This window comes from Nitrosomonas ureae (genome assembly GCF_001455205.1).
In the GTDB taxonomy this organism is placed as follows: Bacteria; Pseudomonadota; Gammaproteobacteria; order Burkholderiales; family Nitrosomonadaceae; genus Nitrosomonas; species Nitrosomonas ureae.
This window is the reverse complement of the sequence record NZ_CP013341.1, coordinates 1494808-1514580: the sequence shown is the minus strand read 5'-3', so window position 1 is coordinate 1514580 and position 19773 is coordinate 1494808. Positions and strand designations below refer to the sequence as shown.

Sequence of the window (19773 nt, the reverse complement as noted above, 5' to 3'; positions counted from 1 at the left end):
ACACAGCATGACCAGTCAATATATCTCATTGCCTAAAGGCGTATCGGAAAAAACCTTCGATGCGGCCATCCGTGATTTTCGCAAGATACTCGGCGACGCTTCCGTACTCACCAGCGCGGAACAGCTTGCACCTTATATCAAGACGATGATGCCGGTTTCCGATGCCGAACATACGCCGTCTGCGGCACTATTGGCCACAACCGTCGAGCAAATCCAGAAAATCGTTGCGATTTGCAATCAATACAAAGTACCGATCTGGATGATTTCCACCGGGAAAAACCTGGGCTACGGCTCGGCAGCCCCGGCAGAACGTGGTCAAGTGGTGCTCGATCTCAAACGCATGAATCGCATTCTCGAAGTGGATAAGGATTTAGCCTTTGCATTGGTTGAACCGGGTGTAACGTATCAACAACTCTACGATCACATCAAAGAACACAAGCTGGGCTTATGGCTATCGATGCCCGCACCCTCCGCCATCGCGGGACCGGTTGGTAACACGCTGGATCGTGGTGTGGGTTATACGCCCTATGGCGAGCACTTTTTGTTCGCTTGCGGCATGGAGGTCGTGCTGGCGAATGGAGAAGTACTGCGTACCGGCATGGGCTCGATGCCCAATTCCAACACCTGGCAGGTATTCAAATGGGGCTATGGCCCCTATCTGGATGGCATTTTTACGCAATCCAACTATGGCATCGTCACCAAATTCGGTTTCTGGTTGATGCCTGAACCACCGGCATTCAAGCCGTTTGTGATTCAATACCAGAATGAAGAAGATATCGTGGAAATCGTCGAAACAATTCGCCCGTTGCGTATCAGCGGTGTCATTCCGAACGCTGTGGTCATTGCCCATGCGCTCTATGAAGCACCGGTAAAAGCCAAGCGCAGTGATTATGTGTCCGGGCCGGGTTCAATTCCGGATGAAGCGGTGTATCGAATTATGAAAGATCACAAATTAGGAATCTGGAACGTTTATGCCGCGCTTTATGGCACGCAAGAGCAGATTGATGTGAATTGGAAGATTGTGACACAAGCATTCAGTCAATCGAACAAGGCCAAGATACTGACGGAACAGGAAGCAAGTGATGATCCGGCATTTGCTTACCGCGCCAAGCTCATGCGTGGAGACATGACGCTCACGGAATTTTCGTTGTATAACTGGCGCGGAGGTGGCGGTTCGATGTGGTTTGCGCCCGTCTCTCAGGCGCGTGGCAGTGAGACCCTGAAACAAATGGCACTGACCAAGCAGATACTGGCCAAATACGGACTGGATTATTCCGGTGAGTTCATCGTCGGAATGCGCGATATGCATCACATTGTCGACGTCCTGTATGATAAGACCGATCCCGAGCAGACGAAAGCGGCCTATCAATGTTTCGATGAATTGCTGACCGAATTCTCCGCGCGCGGGTATGGAACTTATCGCGTCAATACGGCATTTATGGATAAAGTCGCCGAAACCTATGGCCCGGTGCAGAGAAATGTTCACAGAACACTTAAAAAAGCGTTGGATCCCAATGGCATTCTTGCGCCGGGAAAATCAGGCATTCGCTAGTTTCATTTTTACCTTGAGTAAGACCTAACGATTTCAAAGCGAAGTTACCCGTGAAAAAAATCAAGGCAGCTGTTATCCGCAAGAAAGGCGGCCCTTTTCAGATTGAAAATCTGATGCAGGATGATCCGCAAGCGGATGAAGTGCGAGTTCGCATCGTAGCGGCGGGAATGTGCCATACCGATATGGTTGCGCGCGATCAACTCTATGAGGTGCCCCTGCCGGTAGTGTTGGGGCATGAAGGCTCCGGTGTGGTCGAACAGATTGGCAGTCATGTGAAGAAAGTCGCGGTTGGCGACCATGTGGTGCTGACCTATATGTGGTGCGGCAACTGCAAACCCTGTTTACGTGGCGATTTGACTTACTGCGAGCATTTTTATGCGTTGAATTTTGGCGGTACGCGCGAAGACGGCAGCACGTCCACTTTTGGTGCAAACAATACATCAGAGCCAATTCACGACCATTTCTTCGGGCAATCGTCGTTTGGCACATTTGCGCTGGTGCACGAACGCAACGTCATCAAAGTTCCGAAAGATGCGCCCCTGGAGCTTCTTGGCCCACTGGGTTGCGGCATTCAGACCGGTGCCGGCGCCGTCATCAACGCACTCAAAGTCAATCCGGGCAGCAGTTTTGCAGCTTTTGGCGGCGGTGCAGTGGGACTCAGTGCCGTGATGGCGGCACGTGTTGCCGGTGCTACGACCATCATCTCGGCCGATGTGGTTCCTTCGCGTCTGGCCTTGGCGATGGAACTCGGCGCAACCCATACCATTAATAGCCGGGAAACCGATCCGGTCGAGGCGGTTCGTAAAATTACCGGTGGCGGCGCTGATTTCGCGCTGGAATCGAGCGGGCGCCCAGCCGTACTGCGTCAAGCCATTGATGCGCTGGCTATTCGCGGAACATGCGGCATTGTCGGCGCACCGGCCTTAGGAACGGAAGCGAGCTTCGATGTGAACGGCGTGATGACCACAGGAAAACGTATTATCGGAATCGTCGAAGGCGATAGTAACCCCGATCTCTTTATCCCGGCACTGGTCGAGCTTTATCAGCAGGGGAGATTTCCTTTTGACAAACTGGTGAAGTTTTATTCCCTCGACCAAATCAATCAGGCCGCTGAAGATAGTGAGAAGGGCATCACGATTAAACCGATCATTCGACTGTAGTACACATTTGTGTATTTCACTTCGAGTGAGTTTTCCACGAAAACACGCACGAGGAATGCTTTATGGAAAAGAAATTAGAATCCCGATCATCTTATTCGAATTTCGACCGACTACTCATCAATGGCCAATGGCGCCACGGCAAAGGCTCTAAGATTTTACACGATCTCAATCCTTATGATGGTAGTACGCTGGTCGAAATACCTCATGCCAATCGCGATGACATGGACGAAGCCTATCGCGGTGCCGCCAAAGCACAGCACGCATGGGCGGCATTAATACCGGGCCAGCGCGCAACCATCATGCGCCGTGCGGCGCAGATTATGGAAGCGCGCCGTGAAGAAATTGTGTCGTGGATCATTCATGAATCCGGCGGCACGCGCATCAAAGCCAATCTGGAATGGAACGCAGTACATGGTGTACTTCTGGAGGCAACTACCCTGCCTTATTTGGTAGAAGGCCGGATTCTTCCGGCGGACATTCCCGGCAAGGAAAGCCGCATGTATCGTAAACCCGTGGGAGTTGTCGGTGTGATCAGCCCCTGGAATTGGCCATTTCAACTTACCGCCCGCTCTGCAGCGCCCGCGCTCGCGGTTGGTAACGCGGTCGTGGTCAAGCCAGCCAGTGATACTCCAATAACGGGCGGGCTGCTGTTTGCAAAAATCCTTGAAGAAGCGGGATTGCCTGCGGGTGTACTCAGCATTATCGTGGGTGCAGGCAGCGAGATTGGCGATGCGTTTGTCACCCATCCTATTCCTCGTGTCATATCGTTTACCGGTTCGACGCCGGTTGGTCGCAATATCGCAAGATTGGCAGCCGAAGGACCCATGCTAAAGCGGCTTGAATTGGAATTGGGTGGTAATGGCCCATTTGTGGTATTGAATGACGCCGATCTGGGACAGGCCGTGGAAGCCGCCGTGTTCGGTAAATTTTTACACCAGGGCCAGACCTGCATGAGCGTTAACCGCTTCATTATTGAAGATCGGATTCACGATGAGTTTGTCGAGCACTTTGCTGATCGGGTACGGCAACTGAAAGTAGGCGATCCGAATGCAGCAGATACCATGATCGGTCCGATTATCAATGAATCCCAGTTAAATAGTTTGCAGCAACGGATCCACGATGCCATTTCATCTGGAGCCCGCCAAATGGCGGGGGGTGAAGCACAAGGCCTGGTGCTTCCACCGCATGTATTCTCTCAAGTCACCAATCAGATGCCATTGGCGCAAACGGAATCATTCGGCCCCATAGCACCGATCATACGCGCGCGCAATGAAACGGATGCGTTGAATATCGCCAACGACACCGACCTTGGATTGGCTGCCGCGGTGTTTACGCAGGATGTTGAACGCGGCCTACGGTTCGCGCAACAACTCGAATCGGGCATGGCGCATATCAATGACCAACCGGTCAATGATTTACCTTATAACCCCTTCGGCGGTGAAAAGAACTCAGGAGTCGGCCGCTTCAATGGCGTCTGGGCCGTCGCAGCATTCACGACCGATCAATGGATAAGCATTCAGCATACGCCGCGCCACTACCCATTCAACGCACAGACCATTGCCTGATTTAAAGGTGCGGCAAAAAGATTTACTCATTTTAAAAGTCCTTACCAAGGAAACGCAGAACAAGTTACATGATTTTTTAATCGAAAAATCAACGATAACTAGAAGTATCGGAAGCAAATAAGACCCGTGTATTTTCAGCCGCTTTAACAAGTGGCATATCCGGTTATTTTACCAAGGCAGGGATATTGCATGAATTGCCCGAGTCGTTCTATTGGGCCATGTCATATCATTAATCAATCAAACATGATGTATTATTATGCATGTAACGCTTTATCCGCATAGATTCAACCCCCCAGCATCACAGTACACGAAGAAGAAGTAATATGAAAAAAAATCTTTTGGTTACCAATAACGTATCAATGCTAATAGCTCTGGCATTAGTACTGGGCTTCCTTTATTGGGCAAGGATAATTGTTATTCCTATCGCGTTATCGATTCTTTTAACTTTTCTACTTGCGCCAATCGTAGCATGGCTACAGCAGCATGGTGTCGCTAGAGTCGTAGCGGTTGCCCTAGCAGCTTCGCTGGCATTAAGCACCATTGTAGGGGCAATTTGGGGGGTAACCAGTCAAATTGGAAGCTTATTGGATACCTATCCCCAATATGAAAACAATATTTTATCCAAACTCAATCAAATCACCGAGCGCGACCGTGATGGGATATTAGACAAGTTACAGGTTGTAACAGAACGCATTACCGAGAAATTGACAAATAATCCGGCAATTGAAGACAAATTACCCATCCCTGCCGACAAAAAAGAAAAAATAGAAGCTCAACCCGTACGTATTGTAGACGATGGCCCTTTTCAACTTTCACAATTATGGTCTGTTTTTGGTCCGATGCTAGAACCTCTGGCTAATGCGGGATTAATCATTGTGCTGGTTTGCTTTATGCTGCTTAATCGTGAAGATTTACGCGATCGTGTCATTTCGTTGATCGGTGTAGAACAATTAGCCCATACAACCCGAGCATTCGAGGATGCGGGTGAACGCGTCAGCAGGTATTTGCTGATGCAATTGCTGATAAATTTAGGATACGGTGTCGCGGTGGCTCTGGGTTTATGGTTACTCGACGTTCCTTACGCAGCGTTATGGGGGTTCTTTGGGGCGCTGTTACGTTATATTCCTTATCTCGGCGCATGGCTGACTGCAATCCTACCCATTACGCTGAGTTTACTGCTCTCACCGGACTGGTCATTGGCGATAATGGTGCTCGCAATGTTTTGCGTACTTGAGCTGATAACCAATATGATCATCGAACCTATGCTTTATGGTCGTGGCATCGGTGTATCTCAGGCAGCTTTACTGGTTTGTGTCGCGTTTTGGACATGGCTGTGGGGACCTATCGGCCTTATCTTAGCTTCACCACTGACTGTTTGTATCGTAGTGCTGGGTCGATATGTTCCTTACTTAGGCTTTCTGGATACGTTGCTCGGCGACCGGCCCACCCTGTCAGCCGGACAGCGCTTTTATCAACGATTATTAGCCGATGACATCGATGAAGCTTCTGACATAGTTGAAAAACAGCTTTCTGATACTGATCATACCTTAGTACAAGCATTCGACAGTTTAGCCATTCCTGCGTTAATGCAAGCCAGGACCGATTTACGCCACGGTAAAATTGATACCGATGAACAAAATGAATTAATCGATAATTTAACAGCAGTCATTAAAGAATATGAAGAAGAAACCAAAGAAAATGAAAAGCAAGAACAGACTGAGCGCAATATTATTTTAGTCATTCCAGCATGAGATTCGATTGATGATCTGGCGGCACAAATATTAATAAAATCAATACCCCATGAAGATTTTGAATGCCATCAACTTAATTCATTAGGGCTTGCAACTGAAACGCTAACGGTCATTGAACAATTAAAAGCCAGTATTGCCGTTATCGCTTCAGTTTATCCAGGCGATCTAGCGCATACAATCTATCTTTGCAAACGCATACGTACACGATTTCCGGAGATAGTCATTGTTGCCAGCAGATTCGGTATGAACGACCCTCAATCGGTCAAAAATAACTCTAATAAACTACAAGCGGTGGGAGCCAATCGAGTTACCAACACGCTTCAAGAGACTATAATAGAGCTCGAAAAATTGGATCTTCTTGATTTATCAAGCACTAAGTAGAAGGCAACTCAAGTTCATAGAAACGATCCGGCTGAAGAGATGCGGATCTATTACCCATAAATTCTCTCCGGACACGCGTTCCTGGTCCAGATGGTGCGCCGTTGCCAAGGTCTTGACAGCGTGTTAAAAGTAAAGGTTTTAAGAGAAAACCAGCGCAAAAATAATACCGAGCTATGCGCTATGATTGTTATTAAATTAGCGGTACTATTGAGCTTGCTACGTTTCATACAATCCTATTGATAACAAACAAAATCGAAAATACATGATAAAACTATTAGCTTTGACAATGACTCTGATCAGTACCAGCGCGATGGCGGAATGGACCAAAGTAGGTGAAAGCAGTCTCAATGGCGGCTATACCGCCTACGCCGACGTGGCTTCGATCCAGAAGGCCGGAGACCGCGCCAAAATGTGGGCTTTGTTTGATTACCAAACCGTGCAAAAAACCTCCGGTGTTGAATATTTATCAGAAAGAATCCGCCGCGAGTACGATTGTAATCAAAAGCAAATGCGCAAACTGGCTTACAAGTTTTTCAGCTGGAATATGGAAGGCGGCGATCTGATCCGTTCCTACAATCAACCGCAAAAATGGGTACCGATCCCGCCGGATAGCGTCGATGAAGCAGAATGGAAAGTAGCCTGTAACAATTGACTTATTGCTGAGAAGTCATCAATTGTGTAACCCTTGTGATTAAACAGAAAGTAAATTCCTGGCAGCAGGCAATCTTTCCCGATTTTATGAATTATAATCCCGTCAGGTATCCGTTAACACGTATATCGTTCTATTTGCTGCCTGCGTGCGGGAGCTTACCTCGATGATTTCCCTCGTGAACTGATCCCGCCCGACTCTAAGCGGTAACGTCCAATAACGGAATACCCAACGCATCAGCAATACCTTTTCCATAAGCGGGATCAGCCTTAAGGCAATGCCGGATATGGCGAATCTGAATCTCGCGTGGAACACCACTGATCGAGTTAGCCGTGTTGGCAAACAAAGTTTGTTGTTGCACCGGCGTCATCAAACGAAATAAAGCACCGGGTTGTGAATAGTAGTCGGTATCTTCACGATGATTCCAATGATCGGCGGCGCCTTCAACAGACAAGGGCGGCTCACGAAAATCCGGTTGCTCCTGCCATTCGCCATAGCTATTGGGTTCATAGCCGAGCGTAGCACCATGATTATCGTCGACGCGCATCTGACCATCACGATGATAGCTGTGAAACGGACAGCGCGGAGCATTCACCGGGATCAAGTGGTGATTGACACCAAGCCGGTAGCGCTGCGCATCGCCATAGGAGAAAAGACGGGCTTGCAGCATTTTATCGGGCGAAAAGCTGATACCTGGCGCAACGTTAGCCGGATTGAAAGCTGATTGCTCAACTTCGGCGAAAAAATTCTCCGGATTGCGATTGAGTTCCATCACACCCACTTCGATCAGCGGAAAATCCTTGTGCGGCCATACCTTGGTCAGGTCAAACGGATTATATGGCAATTGGGATGCAGCAGCTTCCGGCATAATCTGTATTTGCAACACCCACCTCGGAAAGTCACCCCGCCCGATAGCTTCATACAGATCACGTTGATGACTTTCGCGATCTTTGCCAATAATCGCTTCGGCTTCTGCATCGGTCAGATTCTTGATGCCTTGCTGGCTCTTAAAGTGGAACTTAACCCAAAAACGTTCGTTACCAGCGTTGATAAAACTAAAGGTGTGCGATCCAAAACCATGCATGGTGCGATAACTGGCAGGAATACCGCGGTCAGACATGACAATGGTGATCTGGTGCAACGCTTCCGGTAACAACGTCCAGAAATCCCAGTTGTTCTTTGCGCTGCGCATGTTGGTACGCGGATCACGTTTCACAGCATGATTCAAGTCGGGGAACTTCAGCGGATCACGCATAAAGAATACCGGCGTATTATTCCCAACCATATCCCAGTTGCCTTCTTCAGTATAAAATTTAACCGCGAAACCACGGATGTCGCGCTCGGCATCTGCCGCACCACGCTCACCGGCCACTGTAGTGAAACGTGCGAACAGATCCGTTTTTTTGCCAATGTGCGAAAAAATTTTAGCCCGCGTGTACCGGGTTATATCGTGTGTCACCGTGAACGTGCCATAAGCACCGGAACCTTTTGCATGCATGCGCCGTTCAGGAATCACTTCGCGATCGAAATGTGCCAGCTTCTCGAGCAGCCATATATCCTGCAGCAAAGCGGGGCCCCGGGGTCCGACCGTCATGGTATTCTGATTATCGGGTACAGGCACACCGGCGGCCGTGGTCAATTTTTTTGAATCACTCATAACAATCTCCTTTTTACGTGGATCAATAATTTTCAGTTATTCAAACCAAATAGACAACGGATTCAGGCAAATATCTTCGGCCAAATTGTTTCACTCTGCCGGTATTCAATCGTTAAGCACTCAGTTAGCCACGTGCTTAACTAATTATAATCATAGCATTATGAACTCCCGTCACGAAGATTGAATCTTCAAGATGCGAATCAAAATAATAAAGGCTTGAACTTTGCCAGTAAACGTGTATCGTATACGGGTCTTTTGGATTCAAGTTGTGAAATGTGATGCGATTGCTTGAGCTTTTTCCTTGATATTCGATGACTACCATGGATTCTCATGGTTGCAACATAAATTATTAATTATTAAGGAAATAGATATGGCAACAGGTACAGTAAAATGGTTCAATGATTCTAAAGGTTTTGGTTTTATCACCCCGGATGATGGTGGAGAAGACATATTTGCTCATTTCTCTGCAATCAGCAGCGGTGGTTACAAATCACTCCGAGAAGCTCAGCGTGTTACCTTCGATATCACAACCGGCCCCAAAGGTAAACAGGCATCCAATATCGTACCGCAGTAAATGTAGATTAATTAAAAAAGCCCGACCGTTTACGGCCGGGCTTTTTTAATTGCGGCATCTCTCGAAGGCTTATAAACAGCAAAACTGTTTACCATTTTGATAAAAGCTTTAAGTCAATAATGTTTAAAAATTTCCTCATCGATATAAACAAAATTGATGTGTTCCGTCATTATGGAGTTCCATATGGTTAAGCAGTGGCTTATCCGCTTTCAGCAGTTTGATAATATCGCGCTTCTCGTGATCCGGTAAGTTCCATGTTCAGCAACCAATTGAATAAAAATGGAGAAAGATTAGCATGGGTGCGCCGGGGTATGGCGGGCGGTCGTTGGAATTTGCGCGGAATTCCTGAAAACCGATCCGGATTGCGGTAGCATAGCGGCATTTCAATCCCTGTGGTGAATTGCTATGCCTGTCAATATTTCCCCCTTAACTGCTGAACAACTGCTGCCCGTCGCGGGCGTGACCCTCGGTATTGCCGAAACCGGCATCAAGAAGGCAAATCGCAAGGATTTGCTGGTGATGGTACTGGACGAAGGCACGAGAGTCGCCGGGGTGTTTACGCAGAACCGTTTTTGCGCCGCGCCGGTGATCGTGGCCAAGCGGCATCTGGCGCAATTGGTACGCGCGCTGATAATCAACACCGGCAATGCCAATGCCGGAACCGGTGAATCCGGCATTCTCAATGCGCAAATGACGTGCGCAACATTGGCCAGGCTCCTGGGCCTTGCACCGCAACAGGTGTTGCCGTTTTCAACCGGTGTGATTATGGAACCGTTACCGGTGGATCGGATCATCCAGGGATTACCGGCGGCGTTGGAAAACCGTAGAACCAATAACTGGTTCGATGCAGCGCATGCGATCATGACCACGGATATCGTGCCCAAGGCGGCGTCGAAGCAAGTGCAGATCAAAGGCAAAACCGTGACAATCACCGGCATCTCTAAGGGTTCCGGCATGATCCGCCCGAATATGGCAACCATGCTGGGCTATATCGCGACCGATGCAGCCATCAGTCAGCCGATGCTGCAAAAGCTGGTACAGCATGTAGCGGATCGCTCGTTTAACCGCATTACCGTGGATGGCGATACCTCGACCAACGATGCATTCATCGTGATGGCAACCGGAAAAGCTGGTAACCCAGAAATTGTTAATCCCCACACCGAGGAATTCTGCCAGTTGCAGGATGCGATCACCACGGTTGCTGCCGAGCTGGCGAAAATGATCGTGCGCGATGGCGAAGGCGCGACCAAATTCATTACCGTGCAAGTCGAAGACGGCCAAAGCAGAGATGAATGCGCCAGAGTAGCATATGCAATTGCGCATTCACCGCTGGTCAAAACCGCATTTTTCGCGTCCGACCCGAATTTAGGGCGTATTCTGGCCGCCATCGGTTATGCGGACATCGATGATTTGGATGTCGATGACATTCAACTTTATCTGGATGACGTGTTGGTGGCGGAAAAAGGCGGTCGGGCAGGGAATTACCGCGAAGAAGACGGGCAGCGCGTGATGCATCAGGCTGAGATCACGATCCGTGTCGTACTCAATCGCGGCACCGCCTCAACCACCGTATGGACCTGCGATTTTTCGTATGATTATGTCAAGATTAATGCGAGTTACCGCAGCTGAGAGCCTGCGGCGTCAATATTATGAGTGATTGGGACAAACTGTATAAGCGTGCAAACAAACTGCTGGATCGCTTGGAGTATTTCTTGCCGGTGAATCATCCGCAACCGGATTGGCATGCTTCGACAGCTTTTCGATGGCGCAGGCAAGGAAACTCAGGATTTATTCAACCGGTGACGCACCCGCATCAAATTACGCTGGACGCATTATGCGGCATCGATGATCAGAAACAGCGTATCGATCAGAATACACGTCAGTTCGTACAAGGATTTCCGGCCAACAATGTGCTGCTAACCGGTGCGCGTGGCACGGGCAAATCGTCATTGATCAAGGCATTGCTGAACAAGTACGCTGAAGGCGGACTGCGCCTGATCGAAGTGGAAAAGCATCATCTGATCGATGCCCATGATATCGTCGAAAGAATTTATCAACGCCCGGAACGTTTTATTTTGTTTTGTGATGATTTATCGTTTGAAACCGACGAGCCGGGTTATAAAGCGCTTAAAGTGGTGCTGGATGGCTCGATTGCCACAGTTTCCGATAATGTGTTGATCTATGCAACGTCGAACCGGCGCCATATGGTTCCAGAGTTCATGCGCGACAATCTGGATACGCGGCATATCGGCGAGGAAGTGCATCCGAGCGAGACCGTCGAGGAGAAAATCTCATTGTCAGAGCGCTTTGGCTTATGGGTATCTTTTTATCCGTTCGATCAGGATCAGTATCTGAAAATTGTGCATGGCTGGCTGGTTTATTTCGGTATCGGCAAGCTGACCCCGCAGACTCGCGCTGAAGCATTACAATGGGCGCTGCAACGCGGATCGCGCAGCGGGCGCGTGGCCTGGCAGTTTGCACGGGATTTGGCGGGAAGAACAAAGTCGGTCAGCGGCAAAACCCCATGAGTCATATCACCCTTCCCAGTCCTGAATTCATTCCTATCGTTGAAGTTGTCGCTGCCGTCATTCTGCAACCGGATGGCCGGTTTCTGCTGGCACAGAGACCGAAGGGCAAGGTATATTCGGGCTACTGGGAATTCCCCGGCGGCAAGGTTGAGTCGGGTGAGTCCTTGTTGTACGCGCTGGAGCGTGAGCTATGGGAAGAATTAGGTATCCATGTCCGTTATGCCCAGCCCTGGATATCACGGACTTTCACCTATGCGCACGCGACTGTGCGGCTGCATTTTTTTCGCGTGGTGGAATGGGAAGGCAAATTGATACCCAGAGAAATGCAGGCTGTATCCTGGCAGATGCCTCAAGAAATTGCAGTTTCTCCCATCTTGCCGGCAAATGGGCCGATTTTGCAGGCATTGTTGCTGCCACCGCTTTATGCCATCACAACTGCAAGCGAGATCGGGATCGAATCAGCCTTGCAGCGAATTGATCTCGCATTGCAAAACGGTTTGCGCTTACTGCAAATTCGCGAGAAACAAATGGAGAAAGATAAGCTGCGCGAGTTCGCAGAAAAAATAATTGCGCTGGCGCATCTCCATCAAGCAAAGGTCCTGATCAATAGCGATGCCGAGTTAGCGCGCGAGACCGGCGCTGATGGCGTACATTTGACATCAGCGCAACTGATGGAGATATCATGTCGCCCCGATCCGGAATATGGTTTATGTGGCGCATCCTGTCACAATGCCGAAGAACTCTATGCCGCGGAGCTGTTAAGGCTTGATTTTGTCGTATTGGGACCGATTCAATCGACCTTAAGTCATCCGGGACTACCACCACTGGGCTGGCGCAAGTTCGCTTCGATCATTCGCGACTATCCGTTGCCGGTTTATGCGCTTGGCGGACTCAGTTCGGAAGACTTGGTCATTGCGCAGGAAATGGGCGCGCAGGGTATTGCCATGATGCGCGGAGTCGCATAACTCATAATTTTCTATAAAATCGGATTGGTATACACAACCACCTGATTTCTTCCGCCTTCTTTGGCCTCATATAGGGCTTTATCCGCTCTTTCCAAAAGGGTTGTACAGATAAAGTCAGCATCTTGCTGCAGTACAACCGGTAAGTCTCGCAAACTGGCCATACCTATGGATACCGAGATGTTGAGTTGCTTGTCATAAAGAATAATCGCCGAGGAACAAATTGCTTTGCGTAATCGCTCAGCAATTTCATGTGCAGCGTGCAAGGCCGTTGAAGGCAGTGCCACGACGAATTCTTCTCCGCCATAACGGGCTACAATGTCGCAGGATCTTACTTGCTCCTTGATCAGGTTCACCATGTGTCTTAACACCGAATCACCTGTTTGGTGACCATGGCTATCATTGATTTTCTTGAAATGATCGACATCGAGAAACATACAGATTAAATCATCATTCCAGCGAATGCATCGGGCAATTTCATCTTTAAGACGCAAGTCAAAATAACGCCGGTTGTAGGTTTGCGTTAGCGCATCCTGATAACTGATTTCCTTGATTCTCTGCTGATTGAGGCAGTTTTCTATTGCAACCGCTGTCATGGCGGATAGTTTCTGCAAAAAAAAAGTCCCAATGCCCTTTTGGTAACGATGTGGATCTTGGCTCAACAGCATCATCGCACCAATAACCTGATTACTGCGCAGCAGTGGTAAAAAAGCCGCACTTTTGACTTGATTCGATGATTTTAAACCATTTATCATCCAATGATATTTCTGTAGCGCTTCGGTTCCCAACATCGGATTAACGATGAATGACTGAATGATTTCCGCATCGTTGTTAACATCAAGAATCAATAGTTTATTTGCACAGCCTAAACGCGCTTCTTCGTCATGTTCAAAAAATAAGCGATCAGCGTCCTTATGATGGTCCACGAGACACAGCACCATATCCAAGAGCTGGAAACGCACAATACTTTGGGATAGCAGTAAATCGCGCAACTGTTTGGGGGTGCTGGCACCAATGATTTCAAAACCAAAGGTTTCGTATAACTCCTGTTTTTTTTCATTGGCTCTGGCCTGTTTGATGAAATGATCCAGCTTACGCTGTAACTCACGATTCTTATCATAAACCGACTCATCCATTCTCTAAAGACTCAGTTATTTTCTTCTTCCCGAGTATTCGCAGGCTCCGGAATTCGGTAAGATTCTTGAGCCCACTGCGACAAATCCGCTGTTTTGCACCGCTCTGAACAAAAGGGCCTGAAACGACTAGTAGCTTCCCAAATTACTTTTTCCCCACATTGTGGACAGTTAACTTTACGCTGTTGCATGAAAGAAAATCCTTACACCGATAATAGACAATAAGGCAATCTCCCTATTTTGGCAATGAAAAGTTAGATTATTGTTATTCAAGTTATTTTTACTAGTATAGCGGATAGTAAGAAAAAAGCTGCCAACGTAATATTCAGCTATGAATTTTACAAAAATTTTACATAAGTTAGGTTAAACTTTTCTGACTTATTCTTGAATACTTATCTAAAGGTTGACAATCCTGGCTACTCGACAAGAACTCTCAGATTTTTTGATTGAAATCGAGAGACGTGCTTATAAGCAAGCTTTATTTGCAGTGCAAGATACCCATGTAGCCCTAGACATCGTTCAGGACTCCATGATGAAACTCACAGCAAAGTACGCAGCGAAACCAATCGAAGAGCTACCGCTTTTGTTTCAACGCATATTGCAAAATACCATCCGAGATCACTACCGAAGGCAAAAGATCCGCTCACTATGGACTTCTTTGTTTTCATCGTTTACGCCTGACGATCGGGATAAAAATCACGAAGACTTCGATATTCTCGAAACTTTACCGATAAAGCAGGAATCCAACGACCCCAGTACCCAACTTGAGAAAGCCCAGTTGATCCGGTTAATTGAAGAAGCGATAAAAACTCTTCCGTTGCGTCAACGCGAAGCTTTTATACTGCGTTATTGGGAAGAAATGAGTTTGGCGGAGACTGCTATAATTATGAACTGTTCGGAAGGAAGTGTAAAAACGCATTGTTCACGAGCAACGCATACATTAGCTACAATACTCAAAGCGAAAGGGGTGAAATTGTGAACGAACAAGAATTTGGAAAAAATATTGCCCGATTGTTGGATCAGAGTAGCGACGAAACTATCAATCAAAGTACGCTGTATCGGCTGCAATCAGCTCGCCAAGCCGCGCTGGAGCAATGCGAGCAGGAATCAGTAAAACTCATGAATTCAGGTCGCAATATTTCTGTTTATGGCAGACACGGTGGATATTCTACCGGTGGAAAGCTATTGCTATTGTTAACCGCGATATATATTTTGATGAATATCATGCTCGCCCAATTTGCTGAGCAGGAAAATAATGCAGCGATTGATACCTTGATACTGGCTGACGATTTGCCAGTGGATGCTTACATTGATAATGAGCTTGAGAAATGGCTGGATATCGATTAATCACTTTATGCGGGATATTCTTTTTCTTTATTTCTGAGGTTCTTGCTGATTCCCATCAGCTCGACTGGAAAGATCTGACAAATCAACAGCAAGAAATTTTGGGGCCGCTGGCGGAAGATTGGAATGTCATGAAACTGGAGAGAAAGAAAAAATGGCTCGGCATTGCAAAACGCTATCCCAAAATGAGTCTGAAGGAACAGCACCGCATACAATCACAAATGCAAAGCTGGCATGCACTGACTTCTGAACAAAGAAAGCAAGTGCGCGAAATTTACAAAAAAATGGAACAACTGCCCGCTCAGAAAAGACAAGAAATCAAGCAACGCTGGCATGGTAATTAACCGTTGCCAGAGGCTCTGAAAAATCCCTCAATCGTTGGTGTCATTAGCCTGTTTCATCAACAAAACCGTTTTTATCAGCAGCAACAGCAATCATTCCATTTGAAATCCAGGCCCATTACTTGTTTCATACCAGATAATTTTTTATTTTGCCTTTTTCGCAGTTTAGCTCATGCTGCGAACTGATTATTTAACTATCAATCATCTTCCCATCAATTGGGCCGATGAGGTTGCATCACAATTAATCGATCAAGAAAATATACTGACTTGGCTCCCAATCGACCTCGATACCCAGCTGCATTTCTCAACAGGCTTGATCGTGGTAACCAATAAACGCTTACTGGCCAAAATGTTTGGCGACGAAACATGGCAGGCATGGCACTACCGCAACGGATTGTCATTAACGCAGCGTGATTATGCAGGCATTGGTTGCCTGGAGATATATGATCCGCATGCACGACTTTCTTTTTGGCGTTATCGCCTGGGTAACGATGCCGCAGTAAGCCACCTGATTCACTGCTTCACTGAGCAACTGGATTATCATCTTACCGGTAAGCTCCCGCCATCCTCCGATACGCTTGCGCAGTGCCTAACTTGCTCTGCATTTTTATCTTCCAAAGAAGAATGTACAGTCTGCGAAAAACAAAATCATACTCCCCCGTCAACCTGGGCTTTATTTCGCTTGTGGCGTTTTGCGAAGCCCTATAAAGGGCGTTTGCTCATTGGGTTTCTGCTGACTTTATGCAGCACGGCTGCAACCTTGGTGCCACCCTATTTAACCATGCCACTGATGGATAACGTACTGATACCCTATCAAAATGGTCAACCCATCAATACGGACTTGGTGACACTGTATCTCTCAGGCTTGTTGGGCGCATCGATTCTTGCGTGGATATTAGGGTGGACCAGAACCTATATGCTGGCCCGTGTTTCCGAGCGAATCGGCGCTGATTTGCGCACCACAACCTACGAGCACATGCTGAATCTTTCGCAGGAATATTTTGGGGGCAAGCGAACCGGTGATCTGATGGCGCGTATCGGTGCCGAAACCGACCGGATAAATCTGTTTCTCTCTCTACACCTACTGGATTTTGCCACCGATGTCATCATGATTGCGATGACTGCCGTAATTTTAATTTCAATCAATCCCTGGCTGGCGCTGGTAACGCTGGTACCGTTACCTATTATTCTCTGGTTGATTCATAGTGTGCGTCACCGGCTGCGCATAGGTTTTGAAAAAGTCGATCGGATTTGGGCCGAAGTCAATAACGTTCTTGCGGATACCATTCCAGGCATCCGGGTGGTTAAGGCATTTGCCCAGGAAAAGAGAGAAGCAGCGCGTTTCCATGCTGCTAACCAGCGCAATTTACACGTCAACGATCGCGTGAACCGGGTTTGGTCATTATTCACGCCCACGGTCACATTGCTGACTGAAATGGGTTTGCTGGTAGTATGGGTGTGCGGAATTTGGCAAATCTCCAGAGACGAAATCACCGTCGGTGTACTGACAGCCTTTCTGGCCTATATCAGCCGCTTCTACATTCGCCTGGATTCAATGAGCCGTATCGTTTCCATTACGCAGAAAGCCGCAGCAGGCACCAAGCGTATTTTTGATATTCTGGATCAGGTATCCAGTGTCCCGGAATCACCTAATCCCGTGCACTTATCCGCGACTCAAGGCCGGATTGAATTACGCAATGTCGCCTTCCGGTATGGGACGCGCAGCATTGTGCGTGACATCAATTTAACTATCCAGCCGGGCGAAATGATCGGCCTGGTCGGACACAGCGGCTCAGGAAAAAGCACGCTGGTTAATCTGATCTGCCGTTTCTATGATGTCACGGGAGGGGTTATTCTGATCGACGGACATGATATTCGCACCTTATCGATTGCTGAGTATCGCAAACATATTGGCCTGGTACTTCAAGAACCTTTTCTGTTTTTTGGCACGATTTCTGAAAATATCGCTTATGGCAAACCCGGCGCAACACCGGAAGAAATTGTATCCGCTGCGCGTGCTGCGCATGCCCATGAATTTATCCTGCGCCTGCCACATGGTTACGATTCGCTGGTGGGGGAACGCGGGCAAGCGCTTTCAGGCGGCGAACGTCAGCGCATTTCAATTGCCCGCGCCCTTCTGATTAATCCACGCATCCTGATTTTGGATGAAGCAACCTCCTCTGTGGATACAACCACCGAAAAAGACATTCAACAAGCCCTGGATAATCTGGTGCGTGGCCGCACCACGATTGCCATCGCCCATCGCCTGTCAACGTTGCGCGAAGCCGACCGGCTCATCGTACTTGATCGGGGTATGATCGTTGAGATCGGTACCCACATTGAATTGATGGCGCAGCAAGGCTATTACTACCGCTTATGGCTGGCACAGGCACGCAATGTGGATACGGAAGACAAGACTATGGCTCCGATTGAAGCGCACAGTAGCCGCGGGAGCGTATAAATGAACATAACTGTTGATTACCAATTAACCCGGAATTCGTATGGAAAGCTTGTTCTGATGAATCAATTCGGCATAATGCACGAAGGCGTAGTGCCAATCCGGGCATTTCCAATCACCGATCCGAATCATGGCATTGCACTGATTGATTCACAGGGACATGAATTGATGTGGATTAACCAGCTTGAAGATTTGCCGCAGCATTACCGGGAACTGATTGAATCGGAACTTGCGCAGCGTGAATTTATGCCGGAAATCAAACGCGTATCAAAAATATCCGGTTTTATCACGCCCAATACCTGGGAAGTTGAAACGGATCGCGGAGAAACTGTTTTTATTCTTAAGGGCGAGGAAGATATTCGCCGCTTATCAGCAACATCGTTAATCATCACCGACAATCATGGCATTCATTTCCTGATTCAGGATCGCTTGGCGCTGGATCGCCATAGCCGTAAATTGCTGGATCATTTTCTTTGAAAACATGCACTGGAAAGATGCGAGGAAATTTGTATTCCCTCAATCGCTTGCAGAGGATTATCCCTTAATGCACACCACTTGTTTCAGGGTATGGACGACCTCCACCAGAGAACTTTGCGCCTGCATGACAGCATCGATATTCTTGTAGGCCAGCGGAATCTCATCGATTACGCTGGCATCCTTGCGGCATTCTACATGGGCTGTTGCCGCGATCTGATCGGCAACCGTAAAACGGCGCTTGGCTTCGTTGCGGCTCATAATACGTCCAGCGCCGTGACTGCATGAACAGAAAGCTTCCGGGTTACCCAGGCCACGAACAATGTAGCTTTTAGCGCCCATGGAACCGGGAATAATGCCCAGCTCACCTTTCTGCGCAGATACCGCACCTTTGCGCGTTACCAGAATTTCCGTGCCGAAGTGGATTTCCTTTTGTACGTAATTATGGTGACAATTGACCGCCTCCACATCCGCTCTGAACGGCTTGGCAATAACCTTGCGTGCAGCGGCAATGACATTCTGCATCATCACCGCGCGATTACGCCGCGCATAATCCTGCGCCCAACCCACGGCTTCGACATAATCCTCGAAATGCTCGCTGCCTTCTTCGAAATAAGCCAGATCGCGATCCGGCAAATTGGCAATGTGATGGCGCATATCCGCTTGCGCCAGTTCGATGAAGTAGGTACCTATGGCGTTGCCGACGCCACGCGAACCCGAATGCAGCATGAACCACACGCGATCAACCTGATCCAGGCAAATCTCAATGAAGTGATTACCCGTGCCTAGCGTGCCCAGATGCTTGTAGTTGTTGGTTTTCTTCAACCGCGGATATTTCCCGGTAAGGCGATCAAACCCAGGAATCAGGCTCGCCCACATGCTATCCACGGATACCGGCGGCGTATCCCAGGCGCCTTGATCGCGCTGGTTGCGTTTTGAAGTGCGGCCATGCGGTACGGCGCGCTCGATGGCGCTGCGCAATTCAAACAACTGATCCGGCAAATCCTGCGCTGATAGTGTCGTGCGCACAGCCATCATGCCGCAGCCGATATCCACGCCCACCGCCGCCGGAATGATGGCACCCTGCGTGGGAATCACGCTCCCTATGGTCGAACCTTTACCCAGGTGCACATCCGGCATTACCGCCAGATGCCGATAGATAAAGGGCATACGGGCCGTGTTCATCAGCTGTGTGCGGGCATCGTCCTCGACGGGTACGCCGCTGGTCCATAGCTTGATCGGCT

18 protein-coding genes are annotated in these 19773 nt (G+C 48.4%); 14 read left to right on the top strand and 4 right to left on the bottom strand.

What is annotated here, in order from left to right; genetic code table 11:
- Window positions 1–7 precede the first annotated feature (7 nt).
- The 5 genes from ATY38_RS06920 (at window position 8) to ATY38_RS06900 (ending at window position 7061) form a co-directional block, all read left to right on the top strand.
- On the top strand, window positions 8–1552 hold the full coding sequence (locus tag ATY38_RS06920; protein WP_062558664.1) for an FAD-binding oxidoreductase: 1545 nt from the start codon (window positions 8–10) through the stop codon (window positions 1550–1552).
- Between the two features lie 50 nt (window positions 1553–1602).
- Entirely contained in the window at window positions 1603–2712 is a 1110-nt protein-coding gene (locus ATY38_RS06915) for an NAD(P)-dependent alcohol dehydrogenase (RefSeq protein WP_062558663.1), read from the top strand.
- Window positions 2713–2774: 62 nt separating this feature from the next.
- On the top strand, window positions 2775–4277 hold the full coding sequence (locus ATY38_RS06910) for an aldehyde dehydrogenase family protein (RefSeq protein ID WP_062558662.1): 1503 nt from the start codon (window positions 2775–2777) through the stop codon (window positions 4275–4277).
- A 323-nt stretch (window positions 4278–4600) separates the two neighbouring features.
- Window positions 4601–6028 carry an AI-2E family transporter gene (locus tag ATY38_RS06905; protein ID WP_235590415.1) on the top strand — a complete coding sequence of 476 codons (1428 nt, stop codon included), beginning with the start codon at window positions 4601–4603 and terminating at the stop codon, window positions 6026–6028.
- A gap of 643 nt (window positions 6029–6671) precedes the next feature.
- Window positions 6672–7061: a surface-adhesin E family protein gene (locus ATY38_RS06900; RefSeq protein ID WP_062558661.1), complete on the top strand. Its 390-nt coding sequence runs from the start codon at window positions 6672–6674 to the stop codon at window positions 7059–7061.
- 196 nt (window positions 7062–7257) lie between these two features.
- On the opposite strand, the gene ATY38_RS06895 is transcribed toward ATY38_RS06900, so the two are convergent.
- Complete coding sequence (locus ATY38_RS06895; RefSeq protein WP_062558660.1) at window positions 7258–8715, bottom strand: catalase; 1458 nt, start codon at window positions 8713–8715, stop codon at window positions 7258–7260.
- A 370-nt stretch (window positions 8716–9085) separates the two neighbouring features.
- Here ATY38_RS06895 and ATY38_RS06890 point away from each other — a divergent pair, with 370 nt between their 5' ends.
- The 4 genes from ATY38_RS06890 to ATY38_RS06875 all read left to right on the top strand — a co-directional run bounded on the left by ATY38_RS06890 (window position 9086) and on the right by ATY38_RS06875 (window position 12782).
- Window positions 9086–9289: a cold-shock protein gene (locus ATY38_RS06890; RefSeq protein ID WP_013648451.1), complete on the top strand. Its 204-nt coding sequence runs from the start codon at window positions 9086–9088 to the stop codon at window positions 9287–9289.
- Window positions 9290–9694: 405 nt separating this feature from the next.
- Window positions 9695–10918, top strand: a complete 1224-nt coding sequence (gene argJ, locus ATY38_RS06885; protein WP_062558659.1) for a bifunctional glutamate N-acetyltransferase/amino-acid acetyltransferase ArgJ — start codon at window positions 9695–9697, stop codon at window positions 10916–10918.
- Window positions 10919–10938: 20 nt separating this feature from the next.
- Entirely contained in the window at window positions 10939–11817 is an 879-nt protein-coding gene (locus tag ATY38_RS06880; protein ID WP_062558658.1) for an ATP-binding protein, read from the top strand.
- A complete protein-coding gene (locus tag ATY38_RS06875) occupies window positions 11814–12782 on the top strand; it encodes a Nudix family hydrolase (protein ID WP_062558657.1) in 969 nt (322 codons plus the stop codon). The genes ATY38_RS06880 and ATY38_RS06875 overlap by 4 nt, the downstream gene beginning before the upstream one ends.
- Before the next feature lie 11 nt (window positions 12783–12793).
- On the opposite strand, the gene ATY38_RS06870 is transcribed toward ATY38_RS06875, so the two are convergent.
- Window positions 12794–13915 (bottom strand): diguanylate cyclase, encoded by a 1122-nt coding sequence (locus ATY38_RS06870; protein WP_062558656.1) that lies wholly within the window; start codon window positions 13913–13915, stop codon window positions 12794–12796.
- An 11-nt stretch (window positions 13916–13926) separates the two neighbouring features.
- Complete coding sequence (locus ATY38_RS15435; protein ID WP_074701472.1) at window positions 13927–14103, bottom strand: DNA gyrase inhibitor YacG; 177 nt, start codon at window positions 14101–14103, stop codon at window positions 13927–13929.
- A 221-nt stretch (window positions 14104–14324) separates the two neighbouring features.
- Between ATY38_RS15435 and ATY38_RS06865 the strand changes: the two genes are divergently transcribed.
- The 5 genes from ATY38_RS06865 to ATY38_RS06845 all read left to right on the top strand — a co-directional run bounded on the left by ATY38_RS06865 (window position 14325) and on the right by ATY38_RS06845 (window position 18532).
- Entirely contained in the window at window positions 14325–14891 is a 567-nt protein-coding gene (locus ATY38_RS06865; RefSeq protein ID WP_074701485.1) for an RNA polymerase sigma factor, read from the top strand.
- Complete coding sequence (locus ATY38_RS06860; protein WP_062558654.1) at window positions 14888–15259, top strand: DUF3619 family protein; 372 nt, start codon at window positions 14888–14890, stop codon at window positions 15257–15259. The genes ATY38_RS06865 and ATY38_RS06860 overlap by 4 nt, the downstream gene beginning before the upstream one ends.
- Window positions 15241–15600 (top strand): DUF3106 domain-containing protein, encoded by a 360-nt coding sequence (locus ATY38_RS06855; protein WP_062558653.1) that lies wholly within the window; start codon window positions 15241–15243, stop codon window positions 15598–15600. The genes ATY38_RS06860 and ATY38_RS06855 overlap by 19 nt, the downstream gene beginning before the upstream one ends.
- Window positions 15601–15769: 169 nt before the next feature.
- Window positions 15770–18058 carry a cyanophycin metabolism-associated ABC transporter gene (locus tag ATY38_RS06850; RefSeq protein ID WP_062558652.1) on the top strand — a complete coding sequence of 763 codons (2289 nt, stop codon included), beginning with the start codon at window positions 15770–15772 and terminating at the stop codon, window positions 18056–18058.
- Window positions 18059–18532 (top strand): cyanophycin metabolism-associated DUF1854 family protein, encoded by a 474-nt coding sequence (locus tag ATY38_RS06845; protein ID WP_062558651.1) that lies wholly within the window; start codon window positions 18059–18061, stop codon window positions 18530–18532.
- Window positions 18533–18589: 57 nt separating this feature from the next.
- Here ATY38_RS06845 and ATY38_RS06840 read toward each other — a convergent pair whose 3' ends face one another.
- On the bottom strand, window positions 18590–19714 hold the full coding sequence (locus tag ATY38_RS06840; protein ID WP_143023437.1) for an RtcB family protein: 1125 nt from the start codon (window positions 19712–19714) through the stop codon (window positions 18590–18592).
- Between the last annotated feature and the right edge of the window lie 59 nt (window positions 19715–19773).